This is a genomic window from Streptomyces sp. NPDC101152, from assembly GCF_044768275.1.
Classification (GTDB): domain Bacteria; phylum Actinomycetota; class Actinomycetes; order Streptomycetales; family Streptomycetaceae; genus Streptomyces.
Genome location: NZ_JBIWPO010000046.1, coordinates 30422 through 53112 on the forward strand (window position 1 = coordinate 30422; position 22691 = coordinate 53112).

22 protein-coding genes and 5 pseudogenes are annotated in these 22691 nt (G+C 69.1%); 14 read left to right on the forward strand and 13 right to left on the reverse strand.

Going from position 1 to position 22691, the window contains the following annotated elements; genetic code table 11:
• Positions 1-87: 87 nt before the first annotated feature.
• Positions 88-939 (reverse strand): LysR substrate-binding domain-containing protein, encoded by an 852-nt coding sequence (locus ACIRVK_RS36335; RefSeq protein ID WP_404254819.1) that lies wholly within the window; start codon positions 937-939, stop codon positions 88-90.
• Positions 940-1020: 81 nt separating this feature from the next.
• Between ACIRVK_RS36335 and ACIRVK_RS36340 the strand changes: the two genes are divergently transcribed.
• Positions 1021-1515 (forward strand): cupin domain-containing protein, encoded by a 495-nt coding sequence (locus tag ACIRVK_RS36340; RefSeq protein ID WP_404254821.1) that lies wholly within the window; start codon positions 1021-1023, stop codon positions 1513-1515.
• Positions 1516-1672: 157 nt separating this feature from the next.
• On the forward strand, positions 1673-2032 hold the full coding sequence (locus tag ACIRVK_RS36345; protein ID WP_404254823.1) for a DoxX family protein: 360 nt from the start codon (positions 1673-1675) through the stop codon (positions 2030-2032).
• Positions 2033-2230: 198 nt separating this feature from the next.
• Here ACIRVK_RS36345 and ACIRVK_RS36350 read toward each other — a convergent pair whose 3' ends face one another.
• Entirely contained in the window at positions 2231-2635 is a 405-nt protein-coding gene (locus ACIRVK_RS36350) for a hypothetical protein (RefSeq protein ID WP_404254825.1), read from the reverse strand.
• Between the two features lie 12 nt (positions 2636-2647).
• Positions 2648-2920 carry an aldehyde dehydrogenase family protein gene (locus ACIRVK_RS36355; protein ID WP_404254827.1) on the reverse strand — a complete coding sequence of 91 codons (273 nt, stop codon included), beginning with the start codon at positions 2918-2920 and terminating at the stop codon, positions 2648-2650.
• A gap of 38 nt (positions 2921-2958) precedes the next feature.
• Between ACIRVK_RS36355 and ACIRVK_RS36360 the strand changes: the two genes are divergently transcribed.
• A complete protein-coding gene (locus tag ACIRVK_RS36360; protein WP_404254829.1) occupies positions 2959-3225 on the forward strand; it encodes a hypothetical protein in 267 nt (88 codons plus the stop codon).
• A gap of 230 nt (positions 3226-3455) precedes the next feature.
• Here the strand turns inward: ACIRVK_RS36360 and ACIRVK_RS36365 are convergent, their stop codons facing one another.
• On the reverse strand, positions 3456-4034 hold the full coding sequence (locus tag ACIRVK_RS36365; protein WP_404254831.1) for a TetR/AcrR family transcriptional regulator: 579 nt from the start codon (positions 4032-4034) through the stop codon (positions 3456-3458).
• An 89-nt stretch (positions 4035-4123) separates the two neighbouring features.
• Here ACIRVK_RS36365 and ACIRVK_RS36370 point away from each other — a divergent pair, with 89 nt between their 5' ends.
• Positions 4124-5005 (forward strand): SDR family oxidoreductase, encoded by an 882-nt coding sequence (locus tag ACIRVK_RS36370; protein ID WP_404254833.1) that lies wholly within the window; start codon positions 4124-4126, stop codon positions 5003-5005.
• Between the two features lie 102 nt (positions 5006-5107).
• On the opposite strand, the gene ACIRVK_RS36375 is transcribed toward ACIRVK_RS36370, so the two are convergent.
• The 4 genes and pseudogenes from ACIRVK_RS36375 to ACIRVK_RS36390 form a co-directional block, all read right to left on the reverse strand.
• On the reverse strand, positions 5108-5389 hold the full coding sequence (locus ACIRVK_RS36375) for a hypothetical protein (RefSeq protein ID WP_404254835.1): 282 nt from the start codon (positions 5387-5389) through the stop codon (positions 5108-5110).
• A gap of 316 nt (positions 5390-5705) precedes the next feature.
• A pseudogene (locus ACIRVK_RS36380) lies at positions 5706-6290 on the reverse strand (transposase); the annotation flags it as partial.
• A 499-nt stretch (positions 6291-6789) separates the two neighbouring features.
• Positions 6790-6987 (reverse strand): annotated as a pseudogene (locus tag ACIRVK_RS36385) (winged helix-turn-helix domain-containing protein); the annotation flags it as partial.
• Positions 6985-7116 (reverse strand): annotated as a pseudogene (locus ACIRVK_RS36390) (IS5/IS1182 family transposase); the annotation flags it as partial. The pseudogenes ACIRVK_RS36390 and ACIRVK_RS36385, both read right to left, overlap by 3 nt.
• A gap of 319 nt (positions 7117-7435) precedes the next feature.
• Here ACIRVK_RS36390 and ACIRVK_RS36395 point away from each other — a divergent pair.
• Entirely contained in the window at positions 7436-8197 is a 762-nt protein-coding gene (locus ACIRVK_RS36395; protein ID WP_404254837.1) for a peptidoglycan-binding protein, read from the forward strand.
• Positions 8194-8994, forward strand: coding sequence for a DUF2690 domain-containing protein (locus ACIRVK_RS36400; RefSeq protein WP_404254839.1), 801 nt, complete (start codon positions 8194-8196; stop codon positions 8992-8994). Before ACIRVK_RS36395 ends, ACIRVK_RS36400 begins: the two co-directional genes overlap by 4 nt.
• Here ACIRVK_RS36400 and ACIRVK_RS36405 read toward each other — a convergent pair.
• Complete coding sequence (locus ACIRVK_RS36405) at positions 8973-9911, reverse strand: hypothetical protein (protein ID WP_404254841.1); 939 nt, start codon at positions 9909-9911, stop codon at positions 8973-8975. The genes ACIRVK_RS36400 and ACIRVK_RS36405 overlap by 22 nt on opposite strands.
• Before the next feature lie 33 nt (positions 9912-9944).
• Positions 9945-10442 (reverse strand): peptidase inhibitor family I36 protein, encoded by a 498-nt coding sequence (locus ACIRVK_RS36410; protein ID WP_404254843.1) that lies wholly within the window; start codon positions 10440-10442, stop codon positions 9945-9947.
• A gap of 812 nt (positions 10443-11254) precedes the next feature.
• On the opposite strand from ACIRVK_RS36410, the pseudogene ACIRVK_RS36415 reads away from it, so the two are divergent.
• A pseudogene (locus ACIRVK_RS36415) lies at positions 11255-12493 on the forward strand (transposase).
• Here ACIRVK_RS36415 and ACIRVK_RS36420 read toward each other — a convergent pair.
• Positions 12421-12717, reverse strand: coding sequence for a hypothetical protein (locus ACIRVK_RS36420; RefSeq protein WP_404254845.1), 297 nt, complete (start codon positions 12715-12717; stop codon positions 12421-12423). The pseudogene ACIRVK_RS36415 and the gene ACIRVK_RS36420 sit on opposite strands and share 73 nt — an antisense overlap.
• A gap of 16 nt (positions 12718-12733) precedes the next feature.
• Here ACIRVK_RS36420 and ACIRVK_RS36425 point away from each other — a divergent pair, with 16 nt between their 5' ends.
• The 7 genes from ACIRVK_RS36425 (at position 12734) to ACIRVK_RS36455 (ending at position 21188) form a co-directional block, all read left to right on the forward strand.
• Entirely contained in the window at positions 12734-12994 is a 261-nt protein-coding gene (locus tag ACIRVK_RS36425) for a hypothetical protein (RefSeq protein ID WP_404254847.1), read from the forward strand.
• Positions 12995-13073: 79 nt separating this feature from the next.
• A complete protein-coding gene (locus ACIRVK_RS36430) occupies positions 13074-14069 on the forward strand; it encodes a LacI family DNA-binding transcriptional regulator (protein ID WP_404254849.1) in 996 nt (331 codons plus the stop codon).
• Between the two features lie 110 nt (positions 14070-14179).
• A complete protein-coding gene (locus ACIRVK_RS36435; RefSeq protein WP_404254851.1) occupies positions 14180-15532 on the forward strand; it encodes an ABC transporter substrate-binding protein in 1353 nt (450 codons plus the stop codon).
• Between the two features lie 5 nt (positions 15533-15537).
• A complete protein-coding gene (locus tag ACIRVK_RS36440) occupies positions 15538-16494 on the forward strand; it encodes a carbohydrate ABC transporter permease (RefSeq protein ID WP_404254853.1) in 957 nt (318 codons plus the stop codon).
• Positions 16491-17351: a carbohydrate ABC transporter permease gene (locus ACIRVK_RS36445; protein ID WP_404254855.1), complete on the forward strand. Its 861-nt coding sequence runs from the start codon at positions 16491-16493 to the stop codon at positions 17349-17351. The genes ACIRVK_RS36440 and ACIRVK_RS36445 overlap by 4 nt, the downstream gene beginning before the upstream one ends.
• Before the next feature lie 30 nt (positions 17352-17381).
• Entirely contained in the window at positions 17382-18968 is a 1587-nt protein-coding gene (locus ACIRVK_RS36450) for an alpha-amylase family glycosyl hydrolase (protein ID WP_404254857.1), read from the forward strand.
• A 75-nt stretch (positions 18969-19043) separates the two neighbouring features.
• Positions 19044-21188, forward strand: coding sequence for a discoidin domain-containing protein (locus ACIRVK_RS36455; RefSeq protein ID WP_404254859.1), 2145 nt, complete (start codon positions 19044-19046; stop codon positions 21186-21188).
• A 650-nt stretch (positions 21189-21838) separates the two neighbouring features.
• Here ACIRVK_RS36455 and ACIRVK_RS36460 read toward each other — a convergent pair.
• Positions 21839-22093 carry a transposase gene (locus ACIRVK_RS36460; protein ID WP_404254861.1) on the reverse strand — a complete coding sequence of 85 codons (255 nt, stop codon included), beginning with the start codon at positions 22091-22093 and terminating at the stop codon, positions 21839-21841.
• Between the two features lie 244 nt (positions 22094-22337).
• Positions 22338-22583: pseudogene (locus ACIRVK_RS36465) on the reverse strand (transposase); the annotation flags it as partial.
• Between the last annotated feature and the right edge of the window lie 108 nt (positions 22584-22691).

Genomic DNA, 22691 nt, shown 5'->3' on the forward strand with positions numbered 1-22691 from the left:
TGTGTGAGTGAGTGCCGTTGCCCGAGCATGAGTCTCGTGGCTTGGATCACGAGAAGCGACAGCGGATATTCACGCCATCGCCGATCCTCAGTGGCGGTACGCGGCTGTCGCGATCTCGATGAATGATCGGGTCAACGGGTTGGTGTCTCCTTCGTTGCACACCGCCACCACTCGGCTGGGCGCCATGTCGATCAGCGGCACCACGGTGAACTCGACTGGCAGGTCGTGTCCGAGCGGGGCCAGGCCGACCGTGCCGTTCCAGAGCACAGCCTGTAGGCATTCCTGGACGGCGCGCACCACTGGTCCCTCGCGCGGCCTGCCACCGTTCCAGTACGACTGCCAGACGGGGTCGGTGCCCTGCGGGAACTGGAACCAGCGGCGGTCGCGCAGCTCGGCCAGCCGCAGCTCACCGCGGCGGGCCAGTGGATCGTCGGCCCGCAGGACCACGCCGACCGGGTCGCTCCGCAGCGCACGCACCGTCAGGGCGGTCTCGTCGAACGGCGCCCGGGTGAGAGCGACGTCAACCAGCCCAGCGCGCAGTCCGCACGTCGGGTCGGTCAGATCGGTGTCGCGGATACAGATGTCGACTCCGGGGTGGTTTCGGCGGTAGGCCGCGGCCAGCCTGGCCACTCCCGGATCGGTGCCGTCGCCCAGGATGCCGACGGTGATGGTCGCGACACCGGCTGCTGCGCTCACGCGCACCCGGACGCGGTCGGCATGGTCCAGAAGGGCCCGCGCCTCGTCGAACAGCACCGCGCCCACCGGAGTGAGCGTGACGCCGGTGGTCGAGCGGGCGAAGAGCAGAGCCCCGACCTCGGCCTCCAACTGCTTGATCGCCCGGCTCAGCGGCGGCTGACTCATATGTAGTCGGGTGGCGGCCCGGCCGAAGTGGAGTTCCTCAGCGACGGCCACGAAGTAGCGCAAGATCCGTAGCTCCACACTGCAACGATACCCATGAGGTATCGGCTCTGCGGAAGGGGTCTTGGACACCGGCGAGGTCCCGGCGGTGGACTCTTGACCATGACCGATGAAACGAAGACCAGCCAGCCGCAGGCCGACCCCGCCGTATCGGTGGTGGGCCCCAACGACGGCGAGACGATCGTTCTGGGTACCACGCGCATGCGCGTTTTGGAGGACGGCAGCCACACCGGGCACCGCCTCGCGATCGCCGAGTCCGTCCTCGCCCCGCACACGCAGGGTCCGCCGCAGCACCGCCATCGCCAACACGACGAGGGCTTCTACATCCTCTCCGGCACCGTGCGGTTCACCGTCGGGGACAAGGACTACGACGCCACCGCGGGCACGCTCGTCATGGTTCCGCCCGGCACCCCGCACACCTTCGCCAACCTTACCGACCAACCCGCCGTCATGCTCAGCACCTTCACACCCGACCTGTATGTGCAGTACTTCCGAGACCTTCAGGAGGTGCTCGCATCCGGCCAGCCGCTGACGCCACAGGCCAACATCGACACAATGAGCCGCTACGCGACCCAGCCCGCCACCGACCTCGCCTGAGGCCGAAGGGACGGGGGAAACGGCCCGGCCGCCCTCCTTTCGGCCTCTGGGACCGTGCCGCTCCCGCCTTTCGCGTCCGAACCCCTCGGACGACGCTTCCCTGGCACTCGACGCAATCGACAGGACCCCGCGAAACGGGGCCCCATAAACGGGAACCATGAACATCGCCTACTGGATCGTCGCGGGACTGCTCGCGCTCTTCTACGTCTACGCAGGCACGCTGAAGGTGATCCGCAGCCGCGATCAACTCCGACCGATGATGGCTTGGGTCGACCGTATTCCCCTGCCCGCCCTCAGGGCGCTGGGGGCGGTCGAAATACTCGGCGCGGCCGGTCTGGTCCTGCCACCGCTGACCGGTACCGCTCCGTGGCTGGCGTCGGCCGCAGCCATCGGCTTCCTACTTCTGCAGACCGGTGCGATCGCCGTTCACCTGACCGGAGAGGACCGCCGGATCACACTCAACGTCGGACTCACCGCCGTCGCGGCCGTGACCGTCTGGTTGGCCACCAGGCCATGATCGTGGCTCAGTCCTCGACCGGCGGAGGCGACTGCTCCGGCAGCCGCCTCACCGCCGCTGTCACTTCTCATGTGAAGCGGGCATCGTGTTCCGTTTGGATGCGAGGTGCCGAAGCCGACATCTGCATACCGAGTACGCGGTGCCCGCCGTCGCAAAATGGACGATCGAGCCCTTGGGAAGCGGCTCGCGGCAAGTGTCTCAGCGAGCGCGCAGGCGCAGGATCCTTTCCGCGTTCCGGTGCGCGATGAGGCGTTTGTCGTCGTTACTCAGGTTCGCCTCCTCAAGCCATCGACGGGCACCACCGAGGTCGGTCGGGGAGTGCCGTGGAGAACGCCTGGTCGTTGAGTTCGCGGGCGATCGGCTTGGCATCGCTCGCCGACAGGCTCTGTGTCGCCGGCGGACCGAGAGGACTCGCATGTCCACGCCCATCGCGTCCATCGCGGCGAGGCGCCCCTCCGCACGGCCTTCGAGACGTTCTTCGATCTTCAGACCGGCGTAGCGGTCCAAGGAGAAGAGGTCGACCGGTTGGTCGGCCGGGTTCGCCCGGAGGGCCCGGTTCAGGCTCTGTGTCCACCAGGGCCCTTCCAGCGAGATGATGTTCATGGCGGCTCCCGGTCAGTGGCGCGGCTGCGTGGTTCCGTACCGCTTGACGTGCTGGTATGCCTGGACAGCGGCCGCGCCGGCGGTGCTGCCGTAGCCGCTCTGCTTGACCGGATCGCCGGCCATGAGCTGCGTGCCGAGGCCCCAGGTGTTCAGCCAGACGTGGCCCACACGCAGCGCCTGCCCGACGCGCCGGGCGCGGAAGTCGTCGCGGGAGAAGACGGCCGCCGAGAGCCCGTGTTCCGTTGCGTTGGAACGGCGGATCGCATCGGCTTCGTCCTCGAACACCTCGAAGCTTGCCGTTCTCTTGCGCGATCATCGTGGCAATGTCTTCGGCACTGCGCTCGAGGGCGCTTCAGGCGGCCGGCAGCGACGATCACGCCGGGGTGTTCGATGAGATCGCTCGGGCTGTCGCCGACCTGATAGAAGCCAACGTGACGGCGGGAGCCGTCCGCGCCGACGTCGAAGCCCGAACCGTGCTCCGAGCTCTGAGCGGGTTGATCATAATGAAGTCGGACGGCGACCGACGGGCAGAGAGCGTGAAACTCGTCGATTTGCTATGGCAAGGCATGCAGACCAGAACCAGCAGGTGATCGGAGCAGCTGCCCCAGGTCGTCGATGAGGTGATCTCGCACGGCGACAGGGTGCGCCTCCCGTTGCCCCGCGAAGTCGAGGGCAACCGCCGGGGCGGACAGAGCATGCCACGCCCGAACCCTGCCCCCACGAGTGATCCGCACCGACCGCGTTCGGTGCCTTCCCCGGGCCGCCGGGCACGTCCCCGTGTCCCGCACGGCAAGACGACGCGATGCCGGTGGGATGCCGGTCAGCCCAGCGAGGCGCTCGCCGCGCGCAGTTCCTCCAGGGCCGCCAGGGCGTACCCGGCGAGGTCGTCCTTGCCGTCACGGTCGCCCTCGGACCATTGGGCGTAGCCCCGTTTGAAGGCGAGGAGGCCCATCTCGCCCGCCAGGGCCGCGGTCGGGTCGGGTGTGCCGCGGGCGATCAGAGCGTTCGTCATCGCGGCCGCAAGGCTGACGCTCTTGAGGGCGTCACGCTCCTGGAGTTCGGCGCTGGCGGCGACGGCCGCCTTGAGGCGGGGTGCGAGCTCGCGGCTCATGGGGCCCAGCGCGCTCGACGCGCGCTCCAGACCGGCGGCGACCGCCGCCAGCGGGCCGGCGTCAGCGGGGGCACCGGCGATCCCCTCGGTCAGCAGTCGGCTCAGCGTCTCCTGTCCGGCCACCAGCAGCTCGCGCTTGTCGGGGAAATGCCGGAAGAAGGTGCTCTTGGTGACTCCTGCCCGCTCGGCGATCTGCGCGACTGTCGTGGCGTCGTACCCCTGCTCGGTGAACAGGTCGACGGCAGCCAGGACGAGACGTTCGCGTGCGCCTGGTTCCCATCTACCCATGGCCACCATCCTAAGTGATGGGACTCTTGTCCCATCACTGCGGTAGAGTGATGGGACAAGAGTCCCATCACTTTCCGAGGGAGCTTCCCATGCGCGTTTTCGTCACCGGTGGCACCGGTCTGATCGGTTCCGCTGTCGTCGCCGAACTGCTCGCCAACGGCCACACCGTCCTCGCCCTCGCCCGCTCCGACGCATCCGCGCAGGCCATAGAGGCGGCCGGGGCCGAGCCCCTCCGAGGAGGCCTCTCCGACCTGGACGTCCTTCGCGCCGGAGCCGCCCAGGCCGACGGCGTGATCCACCTCGCGTTCGACCACGACTTCAGCAGCGCCGACGCCGTCGCCAGGGCGGTCGCGCAGGAGGGTGCCGCACTCGCGGCCCTCGGCGAGGAACTCGTCGGCAGTGACCGCCCCCTCGTCACCGTCGCGGGTACGCCCCTGGTGTCCGGCCGCGCTTCCACCGAGGCCGACCCGGTGGCGACCGAGGGGCCGATCGGCGGTCGCGGTCGTACGGTCAAGTCGATCCTGGGCCTGACCTCGCGCGGGGTCCGCAGCAGTGCCATACGCCTGCCGCGCACGGTGCACAACCAGGGCCACGGCGGATTCGCGGGCATGCTGACCGACATCGCGCGCCGTACCGGAGTGGCCGGTTACCCGGGCGACGGCGAGCAGCGCTGGCCGGCCGTGCACGCGCTCGACGCCGCGGTCCTCTTCCGGCTCGTCCTGGAACAGGCGGAAGCCGGCACCTCCTGGCATGCCGTGGCCGACGAGGGCGACAAGGTCCGCGATATCGTCACCGTCATCGGCCGACGGCTGGGCCTGCCGGTCGAGTCGGTACCGGCGGAGACCTTCGGCCCCCTCGGCCAGTTCTTCGCGAGCGACCAGCCCTCGTCCAGCGTCCACACCCGGCAGACGCTCGGCTGGGAACCCAAGCACCCCGGCCTTCTGGAGGACCTGGAGAACATCCAGCCCTGACCGGCGACCGGGACATTGGGGCGGGCACCCTGCCTCAGCGATCCCCTTCCCACCCCTGCCCCGGTGGCCCTGGCCGTTTCCGCCGGGGCCACCGTCATGGCATCAGGCTCTTCCCTCACGGTTGGCACCCGTGGGGGCCTCGGTGTCCGGCAGGTCGGTGAAGAGGCCGGCCGGGTCGGCGTCCGTCGCGGACACGGGCCAGGTGAGGTTCGGGTCGGGCTCGGCCCACTCGTCGGCGCGGCCCTCCGCTTCGTACCAGTCCAGGTCAGCCTTGCTCTCCCGCAGGACGCTCGGCGATACGAGTTGTGCGACCGGGGCCGAGGAGCTGAGGCACAGCACCTCCTTCCCCTCGCGCATCCGGTCCAGCAGATCGGGTACCGACATCACCCGGTGCGGAGGCAGTCTGTCCTCGTCCAGCTCCGGTGATTTGGAACGCGGCGTCCAGCGCTTCCTCGACCTCGTCTCGGTCAATGGGCAGACCAGCAAAGACGATCTCGACGAACACCGCGAAGTCCGAGACCTTCGCGGGGGCCACAACAGCAGCGGTCACAGTTCGTCACTTTCCGTGCCTGTCGGTGATCTAGCCTCGCCGTTTCGGTTGAGATGAGGCGGCTGCGTTGATCATCAACTGTTGGGTGGTCGAGGCGATTCCGCTTCCCGGGCATAGTGGAGCCCCGGCGCATTGGTCGGGTTCTCCGGGTCCTTCGGGTCGTGGGTGGGCGGGGGGCCGCAGGTCAGTCAACCGGTCGGGGCAGTGCGGCAAGTGGAAAGCCGCGGCCAGTTCGTGTCTCCAGGGCCAGGTCGCCGAGATCCGCAAGCGGAGGCGGCGTCCACCGCGGGTGAGACGGGCGGCAACGTGTAGCAGCCGGTAGCGAAGTTTCTTCGGCTCGGCTGCGGCGAGTTCCCCATCCAGCAGGAGGACGCGGGCCCAGGCGAGGAGATCGATCGCCGTGAGACTGAGTTCAAGCCAGGTGGCGTTGGCGTGTCCGCGGTGGCGGACCTCAAAGAACTGTGCGGAGCCGCCGCCGGAGTATGGGGTATCGGTAAGGAATACCTGGTGCCGCAAGCCCTCGTCGTGGTCGAACAGGGATAGTTGGGCGCCGGGGTGCGGTCGTTCCCGCCGCACGGTGATGCGGGTGCCGACCGGGTAACCGGCGAGATCGACCATGCCGGTCAGTTCGGCGACCTCGGCGCCGTCTCGTAGAGTCCCGTTCTGGTCCAAGGCAGGATTCCAGAGAACTTCGGGCAGTGAGCGGATAGCGCCACAGATGGGCTCGGTGACCGCGTATGGTGCCCTGGGCGGTGACCCGCACGACCGGGGTGTGGCCCCGGCGGCCCCAGGTGCGGCCCTTGGGCGGCCTCAGGCCCTGGCCGGCTTCGTCCTCGAAGCAGAGCCAGGCGCCCAAGTCCGCCGCCCTCTTTTTTTGACTTCTCCCCCAGCTGAAGCAGAGAGATTCTTCCCTCGCGGGTCGAGCTTTCTGCTTCTCAGACAGCAGCTGCCCCGAACTAACGGCAAGGGACGTTGGTACGCCCAGCAGTCTTACGCCAGCTCCACAGACCTGACATCCCGCCAGCCCGGCGGTAGGCCCGGCCAGCTTGGTTATCGCCGACCGGGCGCCATACAAACTACCACTTACCTGCGGGTGGTTGGCGGTGAACGCCGATCCGCCCTGGCGGCGCATCGGCTTTCCCTGCCCTGCTCCGCAGGAGTCCGTTTCCTCCCCCGCCTGAAGGCGGGGGTATCCACGGAGGAATCCTGATGACGGCCACTGCTCGTCCTTCCAGGCGGCTATCTTCGCCTCGTCCCGCTCGGTGGCCTTGCGGGAGGGAACCTGCACGCTCCAGCCGATGCGGTGCAGCAGCAGGTCCAGCCCGGCCAGGGTGTACCTGACGCCGAACCGGCGGCGCACGATCTCGGCGATCCGGGCCAGCGTCCAGCACTGGTCGCTCCAACCGGAGGCGGCCGGCCCGGCATCCAACACCGTCTGCAGAACCCGCAGTTGTTTCGCGTTGAGCTTGCAGCGGCGGTCGCCCTCGCGGGTGACGGTGAGCATGGTGACCCACTCGACCAGCGCATGCGGGAGGTCGAGTACGGCAGGATGGCGAATCAACGAGGCACCTGCGCTGACGAGTTGAGACTTCGAACACTCCCTCAACGGCACGGGTGCCTCGTGCGTTGGGACCTCAACGCCGTCACCTCATCGGTGGCCAGTCTGAAACAGCTCAGTGGACAGCGGGGCCAGGCAGGGTGACCCTGTCCAGCCTCGCTGTCGTCGGGTCAGCCGAAGTCGAGCGCCCGGACGAACTTCCGGGAGCGGAACTGGGATCCGCGAATCGTGGCTTCGACGGCGGCACGCCGCCCAAGTTGGCCGTTAGGATCATTTTCTGACGGGTGTGGAGAAAACTCTTTCGTCTTCCTCGGGGGCGGTCGTGGGGCGATGGCGTGCGTTGCCGGCGGAGCTGGAGCCGGCGGTTGCCAAGCTTGTGTCGCAGTTGCGGGAACTGAAGGACACCAGCGGGCGGACGACGCTGGAACTCGCCAAGGAGACGGGGTACAGCACCTCGTCCTGGGAGCGTTACTTCAGCGGCCGGGCGTTCCCGCCGCGCGAAGCGGTCGAGGCGCTGGCGAAGGTGGTCGATGCGGACGTGGTCCGGCTGCTGGCCGTCCACCAGATGGCGCAGGACGCCTCGCGGCGGCGGGCCGAGGCCGTGGGCGTCGAGCCGCCGCCGCGACTGGACGAGCCCGTGGACGGGTTGCCGGCCGCGGGCGGGACGGACAGCGCCGGGGAGCGGCGCCGGTCGCGGACCTGGCAGACACTGCTCGCCGCCGGCGCCGGAGCGGTCGTAGGGGCCGTCACGACCGCACTGGTGATGGCCCCGAGCGCCGGCGCCGCTCGTCCTGCGGCCGGCGTCGGCAGGCGCGTCGTCTACACCTGCGTGTACACCCTCCGGGACGGTCTGTGGTACGCCGGGAACAGCACCACCCGCACCCAGCAACTCGTCGTCGACATGACCGGCTCCGACGTCGCCGAGCTGCAGTGCCTGCTGCAGCGCGTGGACATCACGCCGGGCGGTATCGACGGCTCCTTCGGGCCGCTGACCGAGGCCGCGGTGATCCGGGCCCAGAAGAAATACCATCTGGATGTCGACGGTCAAGTGGGCCCGCGCACCTGGGCGGCGCTGCGACGATGAACCAGACACCGCCGGAATGCGCGCGGCTCGCGGCCGAACTGCGCCGACTGCGGGAGCACTCGGCGCTGACCCTCGCTGCGCTGGCCGAGGAGTCCGCGTACAGCAAGTCCTCCTGGCAGCGCTACCTCAGTGGCAAGGCGTTGCCGCCCTGGCTCGCTGTGCGCGGATTGTGCCGCCTGGCAGGCGAACCGGAGCCGCGGATGCGCGCGCTGTGGGAACTGGCCGAAGCGGAGTGGAGCCGCCGCAGCTCCATCCGGCCGCCGCAGACGAGGAGTCGGGACGATGCCCCGGCGGACACGAAGACGGTACCGGCGCCGCCTGTCCATCGGCGGGCAGGTCGCCGCGTCTGGCTCGTCGCAGCGGCCGTCGGGTTACTCACCGCTTGCGGAGTGGTGGCCGTCGCGGCCACCACCGACCAGGGCAGCGGCGGCGGCTTCCACGTCTCTTGCAGAGGTGCCGCCTGCAACGGCCGGGACCCCGGTGTGGCGTTGTGCGGGGTCGAACCGCAGACATTGCTCGATCTGGTCACCCCGACCGGTGCCGGCCTGGAGATCCGGTACAACCCCTTGTGCCGGGCGGCCTGGGCCCGGGTCTGGAACACCCGCGTTAGGGACCGACTCACCCTGAGCGCGCACGACGAGCCGCAGCAGAGCGTCACTGTCAACGATCCGGCGCTGCGCGACGCCTTCGTCTACACGCCGCTGATCGCTGTGCCCGGCCCGCATGCGACGCTGACCGCCTGCCTGGTGACTTCGCCGAGACCTGCCCCGCTGTGTTACTCCGCGTCCGCCCCATGAGCCTGCTCGCGGACCTTCCATACACGGTCGAGCAGCGCCAGTGTCCGCACGGGCTGCTTCGCCAGGAAGGCTGTCTTCTGCTGGGCCAACGTCCGCCGGAGGCCGGAGCGGGCGTCGCAGACAAGGTCAGCCGTGGCATCGGCGCTCTCCCGGGCCGTCAGTGTCTTCCCGCTCACCCCCGAGGCGGCCAGTGACTGGAGTGAGCCGATGAGATCGGCGGGGGTCCTCGCCTTCCGGCGGCTCTCGGCCATGCACCGCTGCCAGGTCTTGACAGCGGTCTGGTACGGACGGTTCGGGCCGAGGAAGCGTTCGAACAGCTGCTCCACATCCTGGGGTACGGACGCGTTCTCCAGGGCGGCTCGGACGCTGCCGTAGAGCGTTGCCCGTGCTTTTCCGAGGCAGCCGCCGGTGCGGTAGGTGACGGACGTGCCGCTGGGCAGCGTCATGTTGGCCGCCTGGTCGGTCGGACCGTCGAGCGCGCCCGCGTAGCGGGCCTGCTGCGCCGGGGCCAGACCGCGCACATACAGGTCCTGCGCCGGTGTCGAGGGACCCGCCGCGTCGGCGGTCACCCCGTAGCTGGGCGGCGAGGCGGCCCCTTTCACATCGGCCGTGGTCAGGCCGATGGCGGGTTCGGGACCGGCGCTGGTGATGAGATAGTGGTATCCGGCTTGCGCCATGCACCGCTGTACCAGGACTTGCTGTTCGCCGAAGAGTTCCCAGCTCCGACGCATCGTGGTGGCGTCGCTGGTGAGCACCGCGGCGGCGTCGCGCAACTGCGCCGCCGCGGCCTCGGCGTGCGGCCTCGGCGCCGGGTGCGTCGCGCACCCGGACACCGTGGCCAGGACGGCGGCCGACACCGTCGCGGCCAGAAGCCTTGCCGTGCCGCGGAGGGCTCCACGTCGCGAGCGGATTGCCATGGTCAGTCGCCCTTCCTCACGTTGCCGACGACTTCAGCAATCCCAGGTCCACTTGTTGCTCCAGATGGTGTCGTTCATGTTGACCCCGCTGGCTCCGTAGTTCCAGCCGGCGAGGTTGGAGTAGGTCGCGTTGTCCGCGATGCAGGCGTCATAGCCGCCCCAGTCGGCGCCGCTGAAGACGTACACACCCATGCCGCTGGTGCCCGCGTTGTCCAGGGAGGAGGCACAGCCACCCCAGCTGCCGTTGGGGCAGGTGATGTGCTGGAAATAGCCCCAGTTCAGGTTGTTGCCGGAGACCTTTCCGGGGCCGTCGTTGTAGTTCGCGTTGTTCCAGAAACAGAAGTAGCTGGCCGAGCAGCCGGAGACGATGGCGGGTTGCACGGCGGCGTTGGCGGTCTTGCCGACCGCCGTGGGAACAGCGGCGCCGGACGACCCGGTCGGAGTCGCGGCCGAGGCCTGGGTCGCGGTCCCGACGCCGGAGACCAGGATGAGGCCGGCCGTCGCGAAGCCGACGAAGAGGCGATTACGCATGGGTGGTCCTTCTTTCTCCACCGCCCGGCCGGGCGGCAGCAGCGAGTGGTTCAAAGCGGGTGAGCACCCGAGGGCGGGGGCTCCGGGCGGCTGTGCCGGGCTGAAGCCTGAGCACTGCGAGAACGCTAGATCGGCCCTGCCAGGGCGGACCAGCGGCCCAACCGATTTGATCAATCAGTGAGGCAATGAACCTTCTGACCTGCACTGATACAGCCTCGTATGATGGTTGGGCGGGACGAGACGGCGCTGGTGGCGGTGGCGACAACCTCGTGCCGCGCACGGCCATCCACCGCGCCGCACCGGGCGCCGTCATCGTCGCCGAGGCGGCCCTTGTCCCATGCCGAAGTGCGCTGCGCCGGAGTCACGGAGAACGCCGGCTACGTCGTCGCCGCCGACGCGGGGGGCGCCCCTATGACTTTGGTCAAGAGGTGATCGGGGTTCGTGGTTGGTAGAAGGTGCCGTCGCGGAGCATCGCGAAGAGGACGCCGGCTCGGCGTCGGGCGAGGCAGAGGATGCACCGCGTGACGCCGACGTCGCGTCGTCGTTGAACAGCACGACTCCATACGCCGGGCCTCGGGGATGTCTTCTCCCCCGGGGCCCGTGGCGTGTCCGGCTGGTCAGTCGAGGTCGGTGGTGCCGGTGGCGGCGTGGGTCCGGTGGCGGGCTCACTTCTTGAGCTTGTTCTTTTTCTTCCGGCCTCGAACGGTGTCTCGTACTGAGTCGCTCACCTGGGGGTTTGCCGGACATGGGGGCGGCCTTCGTCTGATCCTGTGCTCCGACCAAGGTGCACGTGACCGACGAAGGCCGTGAGGGTGAGTCTGCTGCCTGATGCTGTGCGGAGGGATGCGTTCGCGGAAGCGTCACGCTTCCGGGGCGAGTTCTACGAGTGTCTGACTGCTCGGCGCGATGAGTTGTTCGAGCTGATGGATGGTGCGCCACGAAGCGCTGATGTACCGGATGGGGGTGAAAGACCACCCATCGTTCCGCCGTCGTAGCGGCTGTTCATCCCGGGCTGGCCCTACTCCTTCGTCGCCGTCCTGGAGCCTGGCGCCACCTCGTGGACCGCGATCCTGGACGCGGTCCGGCTCGGACCGGTGGATGACGCCACCGCGGTCACAGCCGCTCAGCTGCGGGAAGTCGTTGAACGGCTCATCGCCGCGGGTCAGTGGCGGGCCGGGGACCCGGACATCGTGATCGTCAGCGATGCCGGCTACGACGTCACCCGCCTGGCCTGGGTCCTGCGCGATCTGCCGGTCGAGCTGGTCGGCCGGGTCCGCTCCGACCGCGTCATGCGACTGCCTAAGCCGCCTCGTGTCTACGACCCGAAGGGCGGCCGGCCGCCTAAGCACGGCCCGGAATTCCGCTTCGCCAAGCCGGAGACCTGGCCCGAGCCCGCGATCACCACCGTCACCGACACCACCAACTACGGCAAGGCCGAGACGCAGGCATGGGACCGGGTCCACCCAAGGCTCACCCACCGCTCCTCATGGCTCGACCATGACGGTGAACTTCCCCTGGTTGAAGGCACGTTGATCCGGTTGAAGGTCGAGCATCTGTCGAAGGACCGTGATGCCCCGCCGGTGTGGTTATGGTCCTCCAAGACAGGCGTCACTCCGGACGACGTGGACCGTTTCTGGCAGGCATTTCTCCGCCGCTTCGACCTGGAGCACACCTTCCGCTTCGCGAAGCAGACCCTCGGTTGGACCACCCCGAAACTCCGTAGTCCCCAGGCGGCGGACCGCTGGACCTGGATCCTGATCGTCGCTCACACCCAGCTCCGGCTTGCCCGGCCCCTCGCCAAGGACCTCCGCCGCCCCTGGGAGAAACCAGCTGCCTCCGGCCGGCTCACCCCCGCCCGGGTCCGCCGAGGGTTCAGGAACATCCGCGCTCACCTGGCCTGCCCGACCCGTGTTCCCAAACCTCGAGGCGCCGGACCCGGACGACCACCCGGCGTCAAGAACAAACACCGGGCACCCCGCTACGACGTCGGCAAGACCGTCAAACGCCCCGAGACCCTGAAGGCCATCGGCAAGCCCGGCAGATCTTGGTAGATAAAGAACAAGCTGAGGTCGCCGACGCGGTAGAAAAGTTCGGCGCCGCGCTTGTCGATCGAGCCGGGGAATGCCGGGTCGTTGGCGCGGGCGAAGCGCAGCGCGGCCAGGGTGACGCCGGGCAGGTGGTGTTCGGCGGCCTTGCGGAGCCCCACCGCCCGGTCGTCGTCGGCCGGGGCCGGCGGGGGCGGCGTCGTCGCGCCGGCCGCGAGCTCACCCGGCACGGTGGCCGGAGTTGGGGTGAGGTTCCGGGTGTCGGCGGGCCGGTTTCCGCTCGCGGGCTGCTCGGGGGCGGGCGGGAGGCCGGGTGTGGTGGTGGACCGGGCGTCGGCGAGGGAGTCGGCGGGCGGCGACGAGCCGGACGAGTACAGCCATACGCGCACAACCGACGGCGAGAACCCCGAGCAGGAAGCCGCCCTGCTGGGGCGGGACCCCGAGCGCACCCGCGAGGTGATGACCCGTCGCCTCGGGCACGTCCGGGGCCTGTGGGCCGCCCACTGAACCACTGGACCGCTGTCGCCCCCGACAGCCGACACGGTTAACGCAAGCTGTTTGCGATTCTTGCGCTATTCTTGCGCTCATGACGCGACGACTTGCTGAGGTGGCGAAGAAGGTCGGGGTCAGCGAGGCCACGGTCAGCCGGGTGCTCAACGGCAAACCGGGTGTCTCCGAAACCACTAGGCAGGCGGTGCTCAGCGCCCTCGACGTCCTCGGCTACGAGCGGCCCACCCAGCTGCGGGGTGAGCGCGCCCGGCTCGTCGGTCTCGTCCTGCCCGAGCTGCAGAACCCCATCTTCCCGGCCTTCGCCGAGGTGATCGGCGGGGCGCTCGCCCAGCTGGGCCTCACGCCGGTGCTGTGCACCCAGACCAAGGGCGGTGTCTCCGAGGCCGACTACGTGGACCTGCTGCTGCAACAGCAGGTCTCCGGCGTCGTCTTCGCCGGCGGCCTGTACGCCCAGGCCGACGCCCCGCACGACCACTATCGCCGGCTCGCCGAGCGCAACATCCCGGTGGTGCTGGTCAACGCGTGCATCGACGACCTCGGCTTCCCGGGCGTCTCCTGCGACGACGCCGTGGCCGTGGAACAGGCCTGGCGGCATCTCGCCTCGCTCGGGCACGAGCGGATCGGGCTGGTGCTGGGGCCCGCCGACCATGTGCCGTCGGCCCGCAAACTGGCCGCCGCCCAGGCCCTCGGCGACCTCCCCGAGGATCATGTCGCACGGGCCATGTTCTCCATCGAGGGCGGTCACGCGGCCGCCTCCCGGCTGATCGACCGCGGAGTCACCGGCTTCATCTGCGCCAGCGACCCGCTCGCCCTCGGCGTCATCCGGGCCGCTCGCCGCAAGGGGCTGGATGTGCCGGGGCGCATCTCCGTCGTCGGTTACGACGACTCCGCGCTGATGACCTGCACCGAGCCGCCCCTGACCACCGTCCGCCAGCCCATCGAGGCCATGGGGCGCGCTGCCGTGGAACTGCTGAACGCGCAGGTCGGCGGCGGCTCCGTACCCGCCGAAGAGCTGTTGTTCGAGCCGGAGTTGGTGGTGCGCGGCTCGACCGCGCAGGCTCCTCGCCCCTGAGATCCCATCAGCTGTCGAATAATTACAGATTCTGCGCGACATCTTGCGGACGGATATCGGCGGTGCTTGAGTGTGCGGCGCCCACCGCTCCTGCCACGAGGGGTCCACCGATGAGAAGCACCGGGTTCCGCCGTACGTTCGTCGCGCTCAGCGTCTGTTCCTCCCTCGCCCTCGCCGCCACCGCCTGCGGGTCCGGCGGCGACGGCACGGCGAGCGGGAAGACCCGCATCACCGTCAACTGCGAGCCGCCCAGGAGCGCCAAGGTCGACCGCGGCTTCTTCGAGCAGGACGTCGCATCCTTCGAGAAGAAGCACCCGGACATCGACGTCGTCGCGCACGACGCGTTCCCCTGCCAGGACCCCAAGACCTTCGACGCCAAGCTCGCCGGCGGGCAGATGGAGGACCTCTTCTACACGTACTTCACCGACGCCAGGCGCGTCGTCGACATCCGCCAGGCGGCCGATCTGACGCCGTACATCAAGGAGTTGAAGAGCTACGACTCCATCCAGAAGCAGCTGCGCGACATCTACACCGCCGACGGGAAGATCTACGGCGTCCCGCGCACCGGCTACTCGATGGGCCTGATCTACAACCGCAAGCTCTTCCAGAAGGTCGGCCTGGACCCCGACCGGCCGCCCGCGACCTGGGACGAGGTCCGCGCCGACGCCAAGAGAATCGCGGCCCTCGGCGACGGCACCCTCGGATACGCCGACTACAGCGCCCAGAACCAGGGCGGCTGGCACTTCACCGCCGAGCTCTACTCCCAGGGTGGCGACGTCGTCAGCGCCGACGGCAAGAAGGCCACCATCGACACCCCCGAGGGACACGCCGTCCTGCAGAACCTGCACGACATGCGCTGGACCGACGATTCGATGGGCAGCAAGCAGCTCCTGGTCATCAACGACGTGCAGCAGATGATGGGTTCGGGCAAGCTCGGCATGTACCTCTCCGCCCCGGACAACATCCCGATCCTCGTCAAGGAGAAGGGCGGCAACTACAAGGACCTCGCGCTCGGTCCGATGCCCGGCGGCAAGGGCACGCTCATCGGCGGCGACGGCTACATGTTCAACAAGCACGACACGCCCGCCCAGATCCGCGCAGGCCTGAAGTGGCTCGACCACATGTTCCTCACCCCGGGCACCGGCTTCCTCGGCGACTACGCCCGCGCCAAGAAGGCGAACGCCCCGGTCGGACTGCCCGAGCCGCGCCTGTTCACCGGCTCCGCCGACGCCAGGGACCAGCAGGTCAAGAAGGCCAACGCCAATGTCCCGGTGGCGAACTACCAGGCCTTCCTCGAGGGCAACCACAGCCTCCAGCTGAAGATCGAGCCGCCGGACGCCCAGCAGATCTACTCCGTCCTCGACTCCGCCGTCTCCGCCGTCCTCACCAAGAAGGACGCCGACATCGACCAGCTCCTCAAGGAGGCCTCCGGCAAGATCGACGGCATTCTGGCCCGGGGCTGACGGCCATGACGAAGACGGCCGAGCGGCAGCGGGCCAGGACGGCCGCCGCCCCCACGGTCCCGGCGCCGTCCCGGGCAGGGGACCGGGGACTGCGCCGCCTCGCCGACCAGGCCCGCGCCTACGCCTTCCTCCTCGGCGGCCTGATCTGCTTCGCCCTGTTCTCCTGGTACCCGGCAATCCGTGCCGTCGTGATCGCCTTCCAGAAGTACACACCGGGCTCTTCGCCGCAGTGGGTCGGCACCGCCAACTTCACCCGCGTCTGGCACGACCCCGAGTTCTCCGCGGCCTGGCGCAACACCCTGACCTTCACGGTCCTCGCCCTGCTGATCGGCTTCGCGATCCCCTTCGTGATGGCCCTCGTCCTCAACGAACTCCGGCACGCGAGGGCGTTCTTCAGGATCGTGGTCTATCTGCCGGTGATGATCCCGCCCGTGGTCAGCGCCCTGCTGTGGAAGTGGTTCTACGACCCCGGGGCGGGCCTCGCCAACGAGGCTCTGCGCTTCCTGCACCTGCCCACCTCGAACTGGTCCAACGGCGCCGACACCGCGCTGGTCTCCCTGGTCCTCGTCGCCACCTGGGCCAACATGGGCGGCACGGTGCTGATCTACCTCGCCGCCCTGCAGTCCGTCCCCGGCGAGCTGTACGAGGCCGCCGAGCTGGACGGCGCCAACCTGCTGCAGCGCGTACGGCACGTGACGATCCCTCAGACGCGCTTCGTGATCCTGATGCTGATGCTCCTTCAGGTCATCGCCACCATGCAGGTCTTCACCGAACCGTTCGTGATCACCGGTGGCGGCCCCGAGAACGCCACCGTCACCGTGCTCTACCTGATCTACAAGTACGCCTTCCTCTACAACGACTTCGGCGGTGCCTGCGCCCTCAGCGTCATGCTCCTGGCGCTGCTCGGCGCCTTCTCCGCCGTGTATCTGCGCCTGACCCGCTCCGGGGAGGAGGACGCGTGAGCACCCGGACCCTGATCTCCCCGGCAACCCTGGCCCGCCCCCGCGGCAAGGCCCTCTACTGGACGGTCTTCACCGCCGTCGTCCTGCTCTTCGCCCTCGCCTTCCTTTTCCCCGTGTACTGGATGGTGACCGGCGCGATGAAATCGCCGGACGAGATCGCGCGGACCCCACCGACCCTCGTCCCCGACCACTGGCACCTCGGCGGCTACACCGACGCCTGGGACCTGATGCAGCTCCCGCGGCACCTTTGGAACACGGTCGTCCAGGCGGCCGGCGCCTGGGCCTGCCAGCTGGTGTTCTGCACCGCGGCCGCCTACGCCCTCTCCCGGCTCCGGCCCGCCTTCGGCAGGCTGATCCTCGGCGGTATCCTCGCCACCCTCATGGTCCCGGCGCAGGCCCTGGTCGTACCGAAGTACCTCACCGTGGCGGACCTGGGACTGCTCAACAAACCCCTCGCCATCTGGCTGCCGGCCGTCGCCAACGCCTTCAACCTCTATCTGCTCAAGCGGTTCTTCGACCAGCTACCGCGCGATGTGCTGGAGGCCGCCGAGATAGACGGCGCCGGAAAACTGCGCACGCTCTGGTCGATCGTGCTGCCCATGTCGCGGCCGGTGCTGGGGGTGGTCTCGATCTTCGCCCTCGTCGCCGTCTGGCAGGACTTCCTCTGGCCGCTGATGGTCTTCTCCGACACCGACAAGCAGCCCATCAGCGTGGCCCTCGTCCAGCTGTCGCAGAACATCCAGCTCACCGTGCTCATCGCCGCGATGGTCATCGCCAGCATCCCGATGGTCGCGCTCTTCTTGGTCTTCCAGCGGCACATCATCGCCGGGATCAGCGCGGGCGGCACCAAGGGCTGACGCCCTCCCTCCGACAGAAAGGCACGCACCGTGGGACCGTCCCGCCATGCCCGCAAGGAGTGGTGGCGCTCCGCCGTCATCTACCAGGTCTACGTCCGCAGCTTCGCCGACGGCGACGGCGACGGCACCGGCGACCTCGCGGGCGTCCGCGCCAGACTGCCCTACCTCACCGAACTCGGCGTGGACGCCCTGTGGTTCAACCCCTGGTATCAGTCGCCGATGAAGGACGGGGGCTACGACGTCGCCGACTACCGCGCCGTCGACCCGGCCTTCGGCACCCTCGCCGAGGCCGAGAAGCTGATCGCCGAGGCCCGGGAACTCGGCATCCGCACCATCGTCGACATCGTGCCCAACCATGTCTCCGACCAGCACCCGTGGTTCCGAGCCGCGCTCGCCGCCGGACCCGGCAGCCCCGAACGCGAGCTGTTCCACTTCCGGCGCGGACGCGGCGAGCACGGCGAACTGCCGCCCAACGACTGGCCGTCGCAGTTCGTCGGCTCCACCGAGCCGGTGTGGAGGCGGCTGCCCGACGGCGACTGGTACCTGCACCTGTTCACACCCGAGCAGCCCGACCTCAACTGGGCCCATCCGGCCGTCCGCCAGGAGCATGAGGACATCCTGCGCTTCTGGTTCGAGCGAGGTGTCGCGGGCGTCCGCATCGACTCCGCCGCCCTGCTCGCCAAGGACCCCGACCTCGCCGACGCCCCCGAGCCGCACCCCTTCGTCGACCGCGACGAACTCCATGACATCTACCGCTCCTGGCGGGCGGTCGCGGACGAGTACGACGGCATGTTCGTCGGCGAGGTGTGGCTCCCCGATCCCGAACGCTTCGCCCGCTATCTCCGCCCCGACGAACTGCACACTGCCTTCAACTTCTCCTTCCTGTCCTGCCCTTGGCACGCCGGCCGCCTGCGCACGGCCATCGACACGACCCTCGCCGAGCACGCCCCCGTCGGCGCCCCCGCCACCTGGGTGCTCTGCAACCACGACGTCACCCGCACGGTCACCCGCTACGGCCGCGCGGACACCGGCTTCGACTTCGCCACGAAGGCCTTCGGCACCCCGACCGACCTCGCCCTCGGCACCCGGCGCGCCCGCGCCGCGGCCCTGCTCTCGCTCGCCCTCCCCGGCTCCGTCTACTTCTATCAGGGAGAGGAACTGGGCCTGCCCGAGGCCGACATCCCCCGCGACCGCGTCGAGGACCCGATGTACTTCCGCTCCGGCGGCACGGACCCGGGGCGCGACGGGTGCCGGGTGCCGCTGCCGTGGGCAGCCGAGGCGCCGTACGCCGGATTCGGCGGGGAACCCTGGCTGCCGCAGCCCGCCGACTGGCCCGAGTACGCGGCCGACCGCCAGGCCGCCGACCCCGCCTCGATACTGAACCTGTACCGGGCCGCGATCGGGCTCCGGCCGGCGTTCGGCGACGGTCCGCTTACCTGGCTGCCCGCGCCCGAGGACGTTCTCGCCTTCGCCCGCGCGGAGGGCGCCCTGTGCGTCGTGAACCTCTCCGACGAGAGCGCCGGCCTCCCGCCCCACACCGAACTCCTGTTGAGCAGCGGCCCGTTGGACGCGGACGGCCGACTGCCCACGGACACGGCGGTCTGGCTGCGCGGCTGAGACCGCACCCCGCTGTCCCCCGCACCCCCACCCCGAAGGGATCGGCACATGTCCAGGTCCAGATCTGTCAGGCGCATGCCAGCGATCGGCGCGGTCGTCGCCCTCGCGGCCGGCACGCTCGTCACCCTTACTCCGGCCGCCCACGCGGCCGCCGGCGCCACCCTGCCCTTCACCTCCGTCGAGGCCGAGTCCGCGACGACCACGGGGTCGAAGATCGGCCCCGACTACACCCAGGGCACCCTCGCCTCCGAGGCATCGGGGCGCCAGGCCGTACGGCTCACCTCCGGTCAGCGCGTCGAGTTCACCGTGCCGCGCGCGGCCAACGCCGTGAACCTCGCCTACAGCGTCCCCGACGGCCAGTCCGGCTCGCTCGACGTGTACGTCAACGGCACCAAGCTCGCCAAGACCCTCCCGGTGACCTCCAAGTACTCGTACATCGACACGGGTTGGATCCCGGGCGCCAAGACGCACCACTTCTTCGACAACGCCCGACTGCTGCTCGGCCAGAACCTCCAGCCGGGTGACAAGGTCGCCTTCCAGTCGACCGGTACACAAGTCACCGTGGACGTGGCCGACTTCGAGCAGGTCGGCGCCGCTGCCACCCAGCCCGCGGGCTCCGTCTCGGTCACCTCCAAGGGTGCCGACCCCAGCGGCAACGGCGACTCCACCCAGGCCTTCCGGGACGCGATCACCGCCGCCCAGGGGGGAGTGGTCTGGATCCCGCCCGGCGACTACAGGCTGACGTCCTCGCTCAGCGGCGTCCAGAACGTCACCCTGCAGGGCGCCGGCAGCTGGTACTCCGTGGTCCACACCTCCCGCTTCATCGACCAGTCCAGCTCCTCCGGCAACGTTCGTATCAAGGACTTCGCCGTCATCGGCGAGGTCACAGAGCGCGTCGACTCCAACCCGGACAACTTCGTCAACGGCTCCCTGGGGCCGAACAGTTCGGTCTCCGGGATGTGGATCCAGCACATGAAGGTCGGCCTGTGGCTGACGGGGAACAACGACAACCTCGTCATCGAGAACAGCCGCATCCTCGACACCACCGCCGACGGCATCAACCTCAACGGCACCGCTAAGAGCGTCCGCGTCCGGAACAACTTCCTGCGCAACCAGGGTGACGACGCGCTCGCCATGTGGTCGCTGTACTCGCCCGACACCGACTCCAGCTTCGAGAACAACACCGTCTCGCAGCCGAACCTCGCCAACGGCATCGCGATCTACGGCGGCACCGACATCGCCGTCAGGAACAACCTGGTCTCCGACACCAACGCCCTCGGCAGCGGCATCGCGATCTCCAACCAGAAGTTCCTCGACCCCTTCTCCCCGCTCGCCAGCACGATCACGGTCGACGGCAACACCCTCGTCCGCACCGGCGCCATGAACCCCAACTGGAACCATCCCATGGGCGCGTTGCGCGTCGACTCCTACGACAGCGCCGTCAACGCCAAGGTGAACATCACCAACACCACCGTCACCGACAGCCCGTACAGCGCCTTCGAGTTCGTGTCGGGCGGCGGACAGGGCTACCCGGTCAGGAACGTCACCGTGGACGGCGCGACCGTGCGGGGCACCGGGACCGTCGCCGTCCAGGCGGAGGCCCAGGGCGCAGCCACCTTCCGCAACGTCACGGCGACGGGTGTCGGCGCCGCGGGAATCTACAACTGCCCCTATCCGGCGAACTCCGGCACCTTCGTCCTCACCGACAGCGGCGGCAACTCCGGCTGGAGCAGCACCTGGGCGGACTGCTCGACCTGGCCGCAGCCCGGTCAGGGCAACCCCGACCCCGACCCGAACCGCAACCTCGCCAAGGGACGTCCGGCCACCGCGACCGGCTCACAGGACGGCTACACCCCCGGCAAGGCCGTCGACGGCGACGCGAACAGCTACTGGGAGTCGACCAACAACGCCTTCCCGCAGTCCTGGACGGTCGACCTGGGCTCCACCTACGCGGTCCGCCGGCTGGTGCTGAGGCTGCCGCCCTCCTCCGCCTGGGGCGCCCGCACCCAGACCATCACCGTGCTCGGCAGCACCGACGGTTCGGCCTACTCGACCGTCCTCGGCGCCACCGGCTACCGCTTCGACCCGGTGACCGGCAACACGGCGACCGTCGCCCTGCCGACCGGTACGAACCTGCGCTATCTCAGGCTGTCGGTGAGCGCCAACACCGGCTGGCCCGCAGGGCAGTTCAGTGAGGTGGAGGCATATCTGACGTCGTGAGCACGTCGCTCGCACCCCCGCGCTTTGTAAAGTCTTAAGAGACGCAATGCTTCGCGGAATCTGTCCACAGGACAGCCGTCTTACGGTTCGATCTGCAAACAGGCAAGGGGAAAGAGGGTCGGTGATCAACAAGCAGCGGACGCTGTGGCTGGAGTGCCGCTCATCGTGATCGCGAGTGTGAGCGCCTGCGGCGTCACCGGCTCTCACCACAACAGTCCGTCTCGGGCCTCCGCGACGACATCCGCCATGTCACCCGTCTGACCGAGATCGCCCTCCGGCCGCACATGGTCAGGACATGCACGACGACCACCCAGAGGGTCAAGCACACCTCGGCCACCAGGGCTATTTCAAAGTCGCAGTGGTAGCGGAAAGTTGCAGGTCACGGTGGTGTGACGCCTGCTGGCCGTCCCGTCTCGTACGTAACTAAGCTCCGGTTGGAGCGGGTGACCTACCAAGCCGCCCTGCCCAACCGGAGAAGCTCCTATCTCCTGTCAAGTGGCCTGTGCAAGGTCGGCCTTCGCTATGTTTGTGCAGGTCGAGGCTCTGAAGACCTCGCGGGCTATGTAGCGCTTGAGGCAGCGGATGATGTCCTTCTTCTGCAGTCCCTGTGCAGTGCGTCGGGCCACGTACTCGCGGGTGCGGAGGTCGTGCTACATGCGGACGACCGTGATGTGGTAAAGGGCCGCGTTGGCGGACCGGTTGCCTTCCCGATTCAGCCGGTGGCGGTCCCGGCGGCCGGAGCAAGCCGGCAGAGGTGCGGCGCCGCACAGGTGGGCGAAGGCTGCCTCGGAGCGCAGGCGCTCGGGATTGTCGCCGACTGCCGCCAGGAGGCGGGCAGCGGTCTCTGGCCCGACGCCGTTCACGGCCAGTAGCACCAGCGCGGCACGAGCCGCCAGTGCGGTCAACTCGGCGTCCTACTCGCCGATTTCCACGCCCGAGGTCCTGGTATCGGCGGGCAAGGCGACGCAGGGTGAACTTGGCTGCGGCGGTGGGGTCGGCCAGGTCCGGCGTCGACCGGAGCCTGGCGCACACACTGATGAGGTCTGCTGCTGCCAGACCGCACAGTTGGCCGCGCAGGGTGTCGGGCACGGTGACCAGGAGGCTGCGGATCTGGTTGATGGCTTGCGTGCGGGCCTTCATGGCCGAGGTGCGGGCGTTGTGCAGGAGGCGCACCCCCTCGGCGGCACCGGTGTGGGTCTTGGGGATGACGCCTGCGCGTCCGGAGACGACTGCCTCGGCGGCGGCGTAGGCGTCGATGGGATCGGACTTGCCCAGCTGGCGGCGCATGCGCCGGTCAGGCCGGTTGATGTCGAACACTTGCAGGCCGGAAGCGGACAAGACGCGTGCGAGCTGGGTGCCATAGGATCCGGTGCCCTCGACGCCGACGGCGAGCACGGTCCCGAAGAAGAGCAGCCAGGCCAGCAGGGCGCGGTATCCGTCGCTCGTGGTCGGCCCCCCGGCGGCGCCCCGGGGGCGCCCCCTGGGGTCGGCCGGGGGGGCGGG

Coding starts and splice junctions, on each gene's coding strand:
- ACIRVK_RS36340 (WP_404254821.1), top strand. CDS start 1,021: ATGACCGATGAAACGAAGACCAGCCAGCCGCAGGCCGACCCCGCCGTA.
- ACIRVK_RS36345 (WP_404254823.1), top strand. CDS start 1,673: ATGAACATCGCCTACTGGATCGTCGCGGGACTGCTCGCGCTCTTCTAC.
- ACIRVK_RS36350 (WP_404254825.1), bottom strand. CDS start 2,635: ATGAACATCATCTCGCTGGAAGGGCCCTGGTGGACACAGAGCCTGAAC.
- ACIRVK_RS36360 (WP_404254829.1), top strand. CDS start 2,959: ATGTCTTCGGCACTGCGCTCGAGGGCGCTTCAGGCGGCCGGCAGCGAC.
- ACIRVK_RS36365 (WP_404254831.1), bottom strand. CDS start 4,034: ATGGGTAGATGGGAACCAGGCGCACGCGAACGTCTCGTCCTGGCTGCC.
- ACIRVK_RS36370 (WP_404254833.1), top strand. CDS start 4,124: ATGCGCGTTTTCGTCACCGGTGGCACCGGTCTGATCGGTTCCGCTGTC.
- ACIRVK_RS36375 (WP_404254835.1), bottom strand. CDS start 5,389: ATGTCGGTACCCGATCTGCTGGACCGGATGCGCGAGGGGAAGGAGGTG.
- ACIRVK_RS36400 (WP_404254839.1), top strand. CDS start 8,194: ATGAACCAGACACCGCCGGAATGCGCGCGGCTCGCGGCCGAACTGCGC.
- ACIRVK_RS36405 (WP_404254841.1), bottom strand. CDS start 9,911: ATGGCAATCCGCTCGCGACGTGGAGCCCTCCGCGGCACGGCAAGGCTT.
- ACIRVK_RS36410 (WP_404254843.1), bottom strand. CDS start 10,442: ATGCGTAATCGCCTCTTCGTCGGCTTCGCGACGGCCGGCCTCATCCTG.
- ACIRVK_RS36430 (WP_404254849.1), top strand. CDS start 13,074: ATGACGCGACGACTTGCTGAGGTGGCGAAGAAGGTCGGGGTCAGCGAG.
- ACIRVK_RS36435 (WP_404254851.1), top strand. CDS start 14,180: ATGAGAAGCACCGGGTTCCGCCGTACGTTCGTCGCGCTCAGCGTCTGT.
- ACIRVK_RS36440 (WP_404254853.1), top strand. CDS start 15,538: ATGACGAAGACGGCCGAGCGGCAGCGGGCCAGGACGGCCGCCGCCCCC.
- ACIRVK_RS36455 (WP_404254859.1), top strand. CDS start 19,044: ATGCCAGCGATCGGCGCGGTCGTCGCCCTCGCGGCCGGCACGCTCGTC.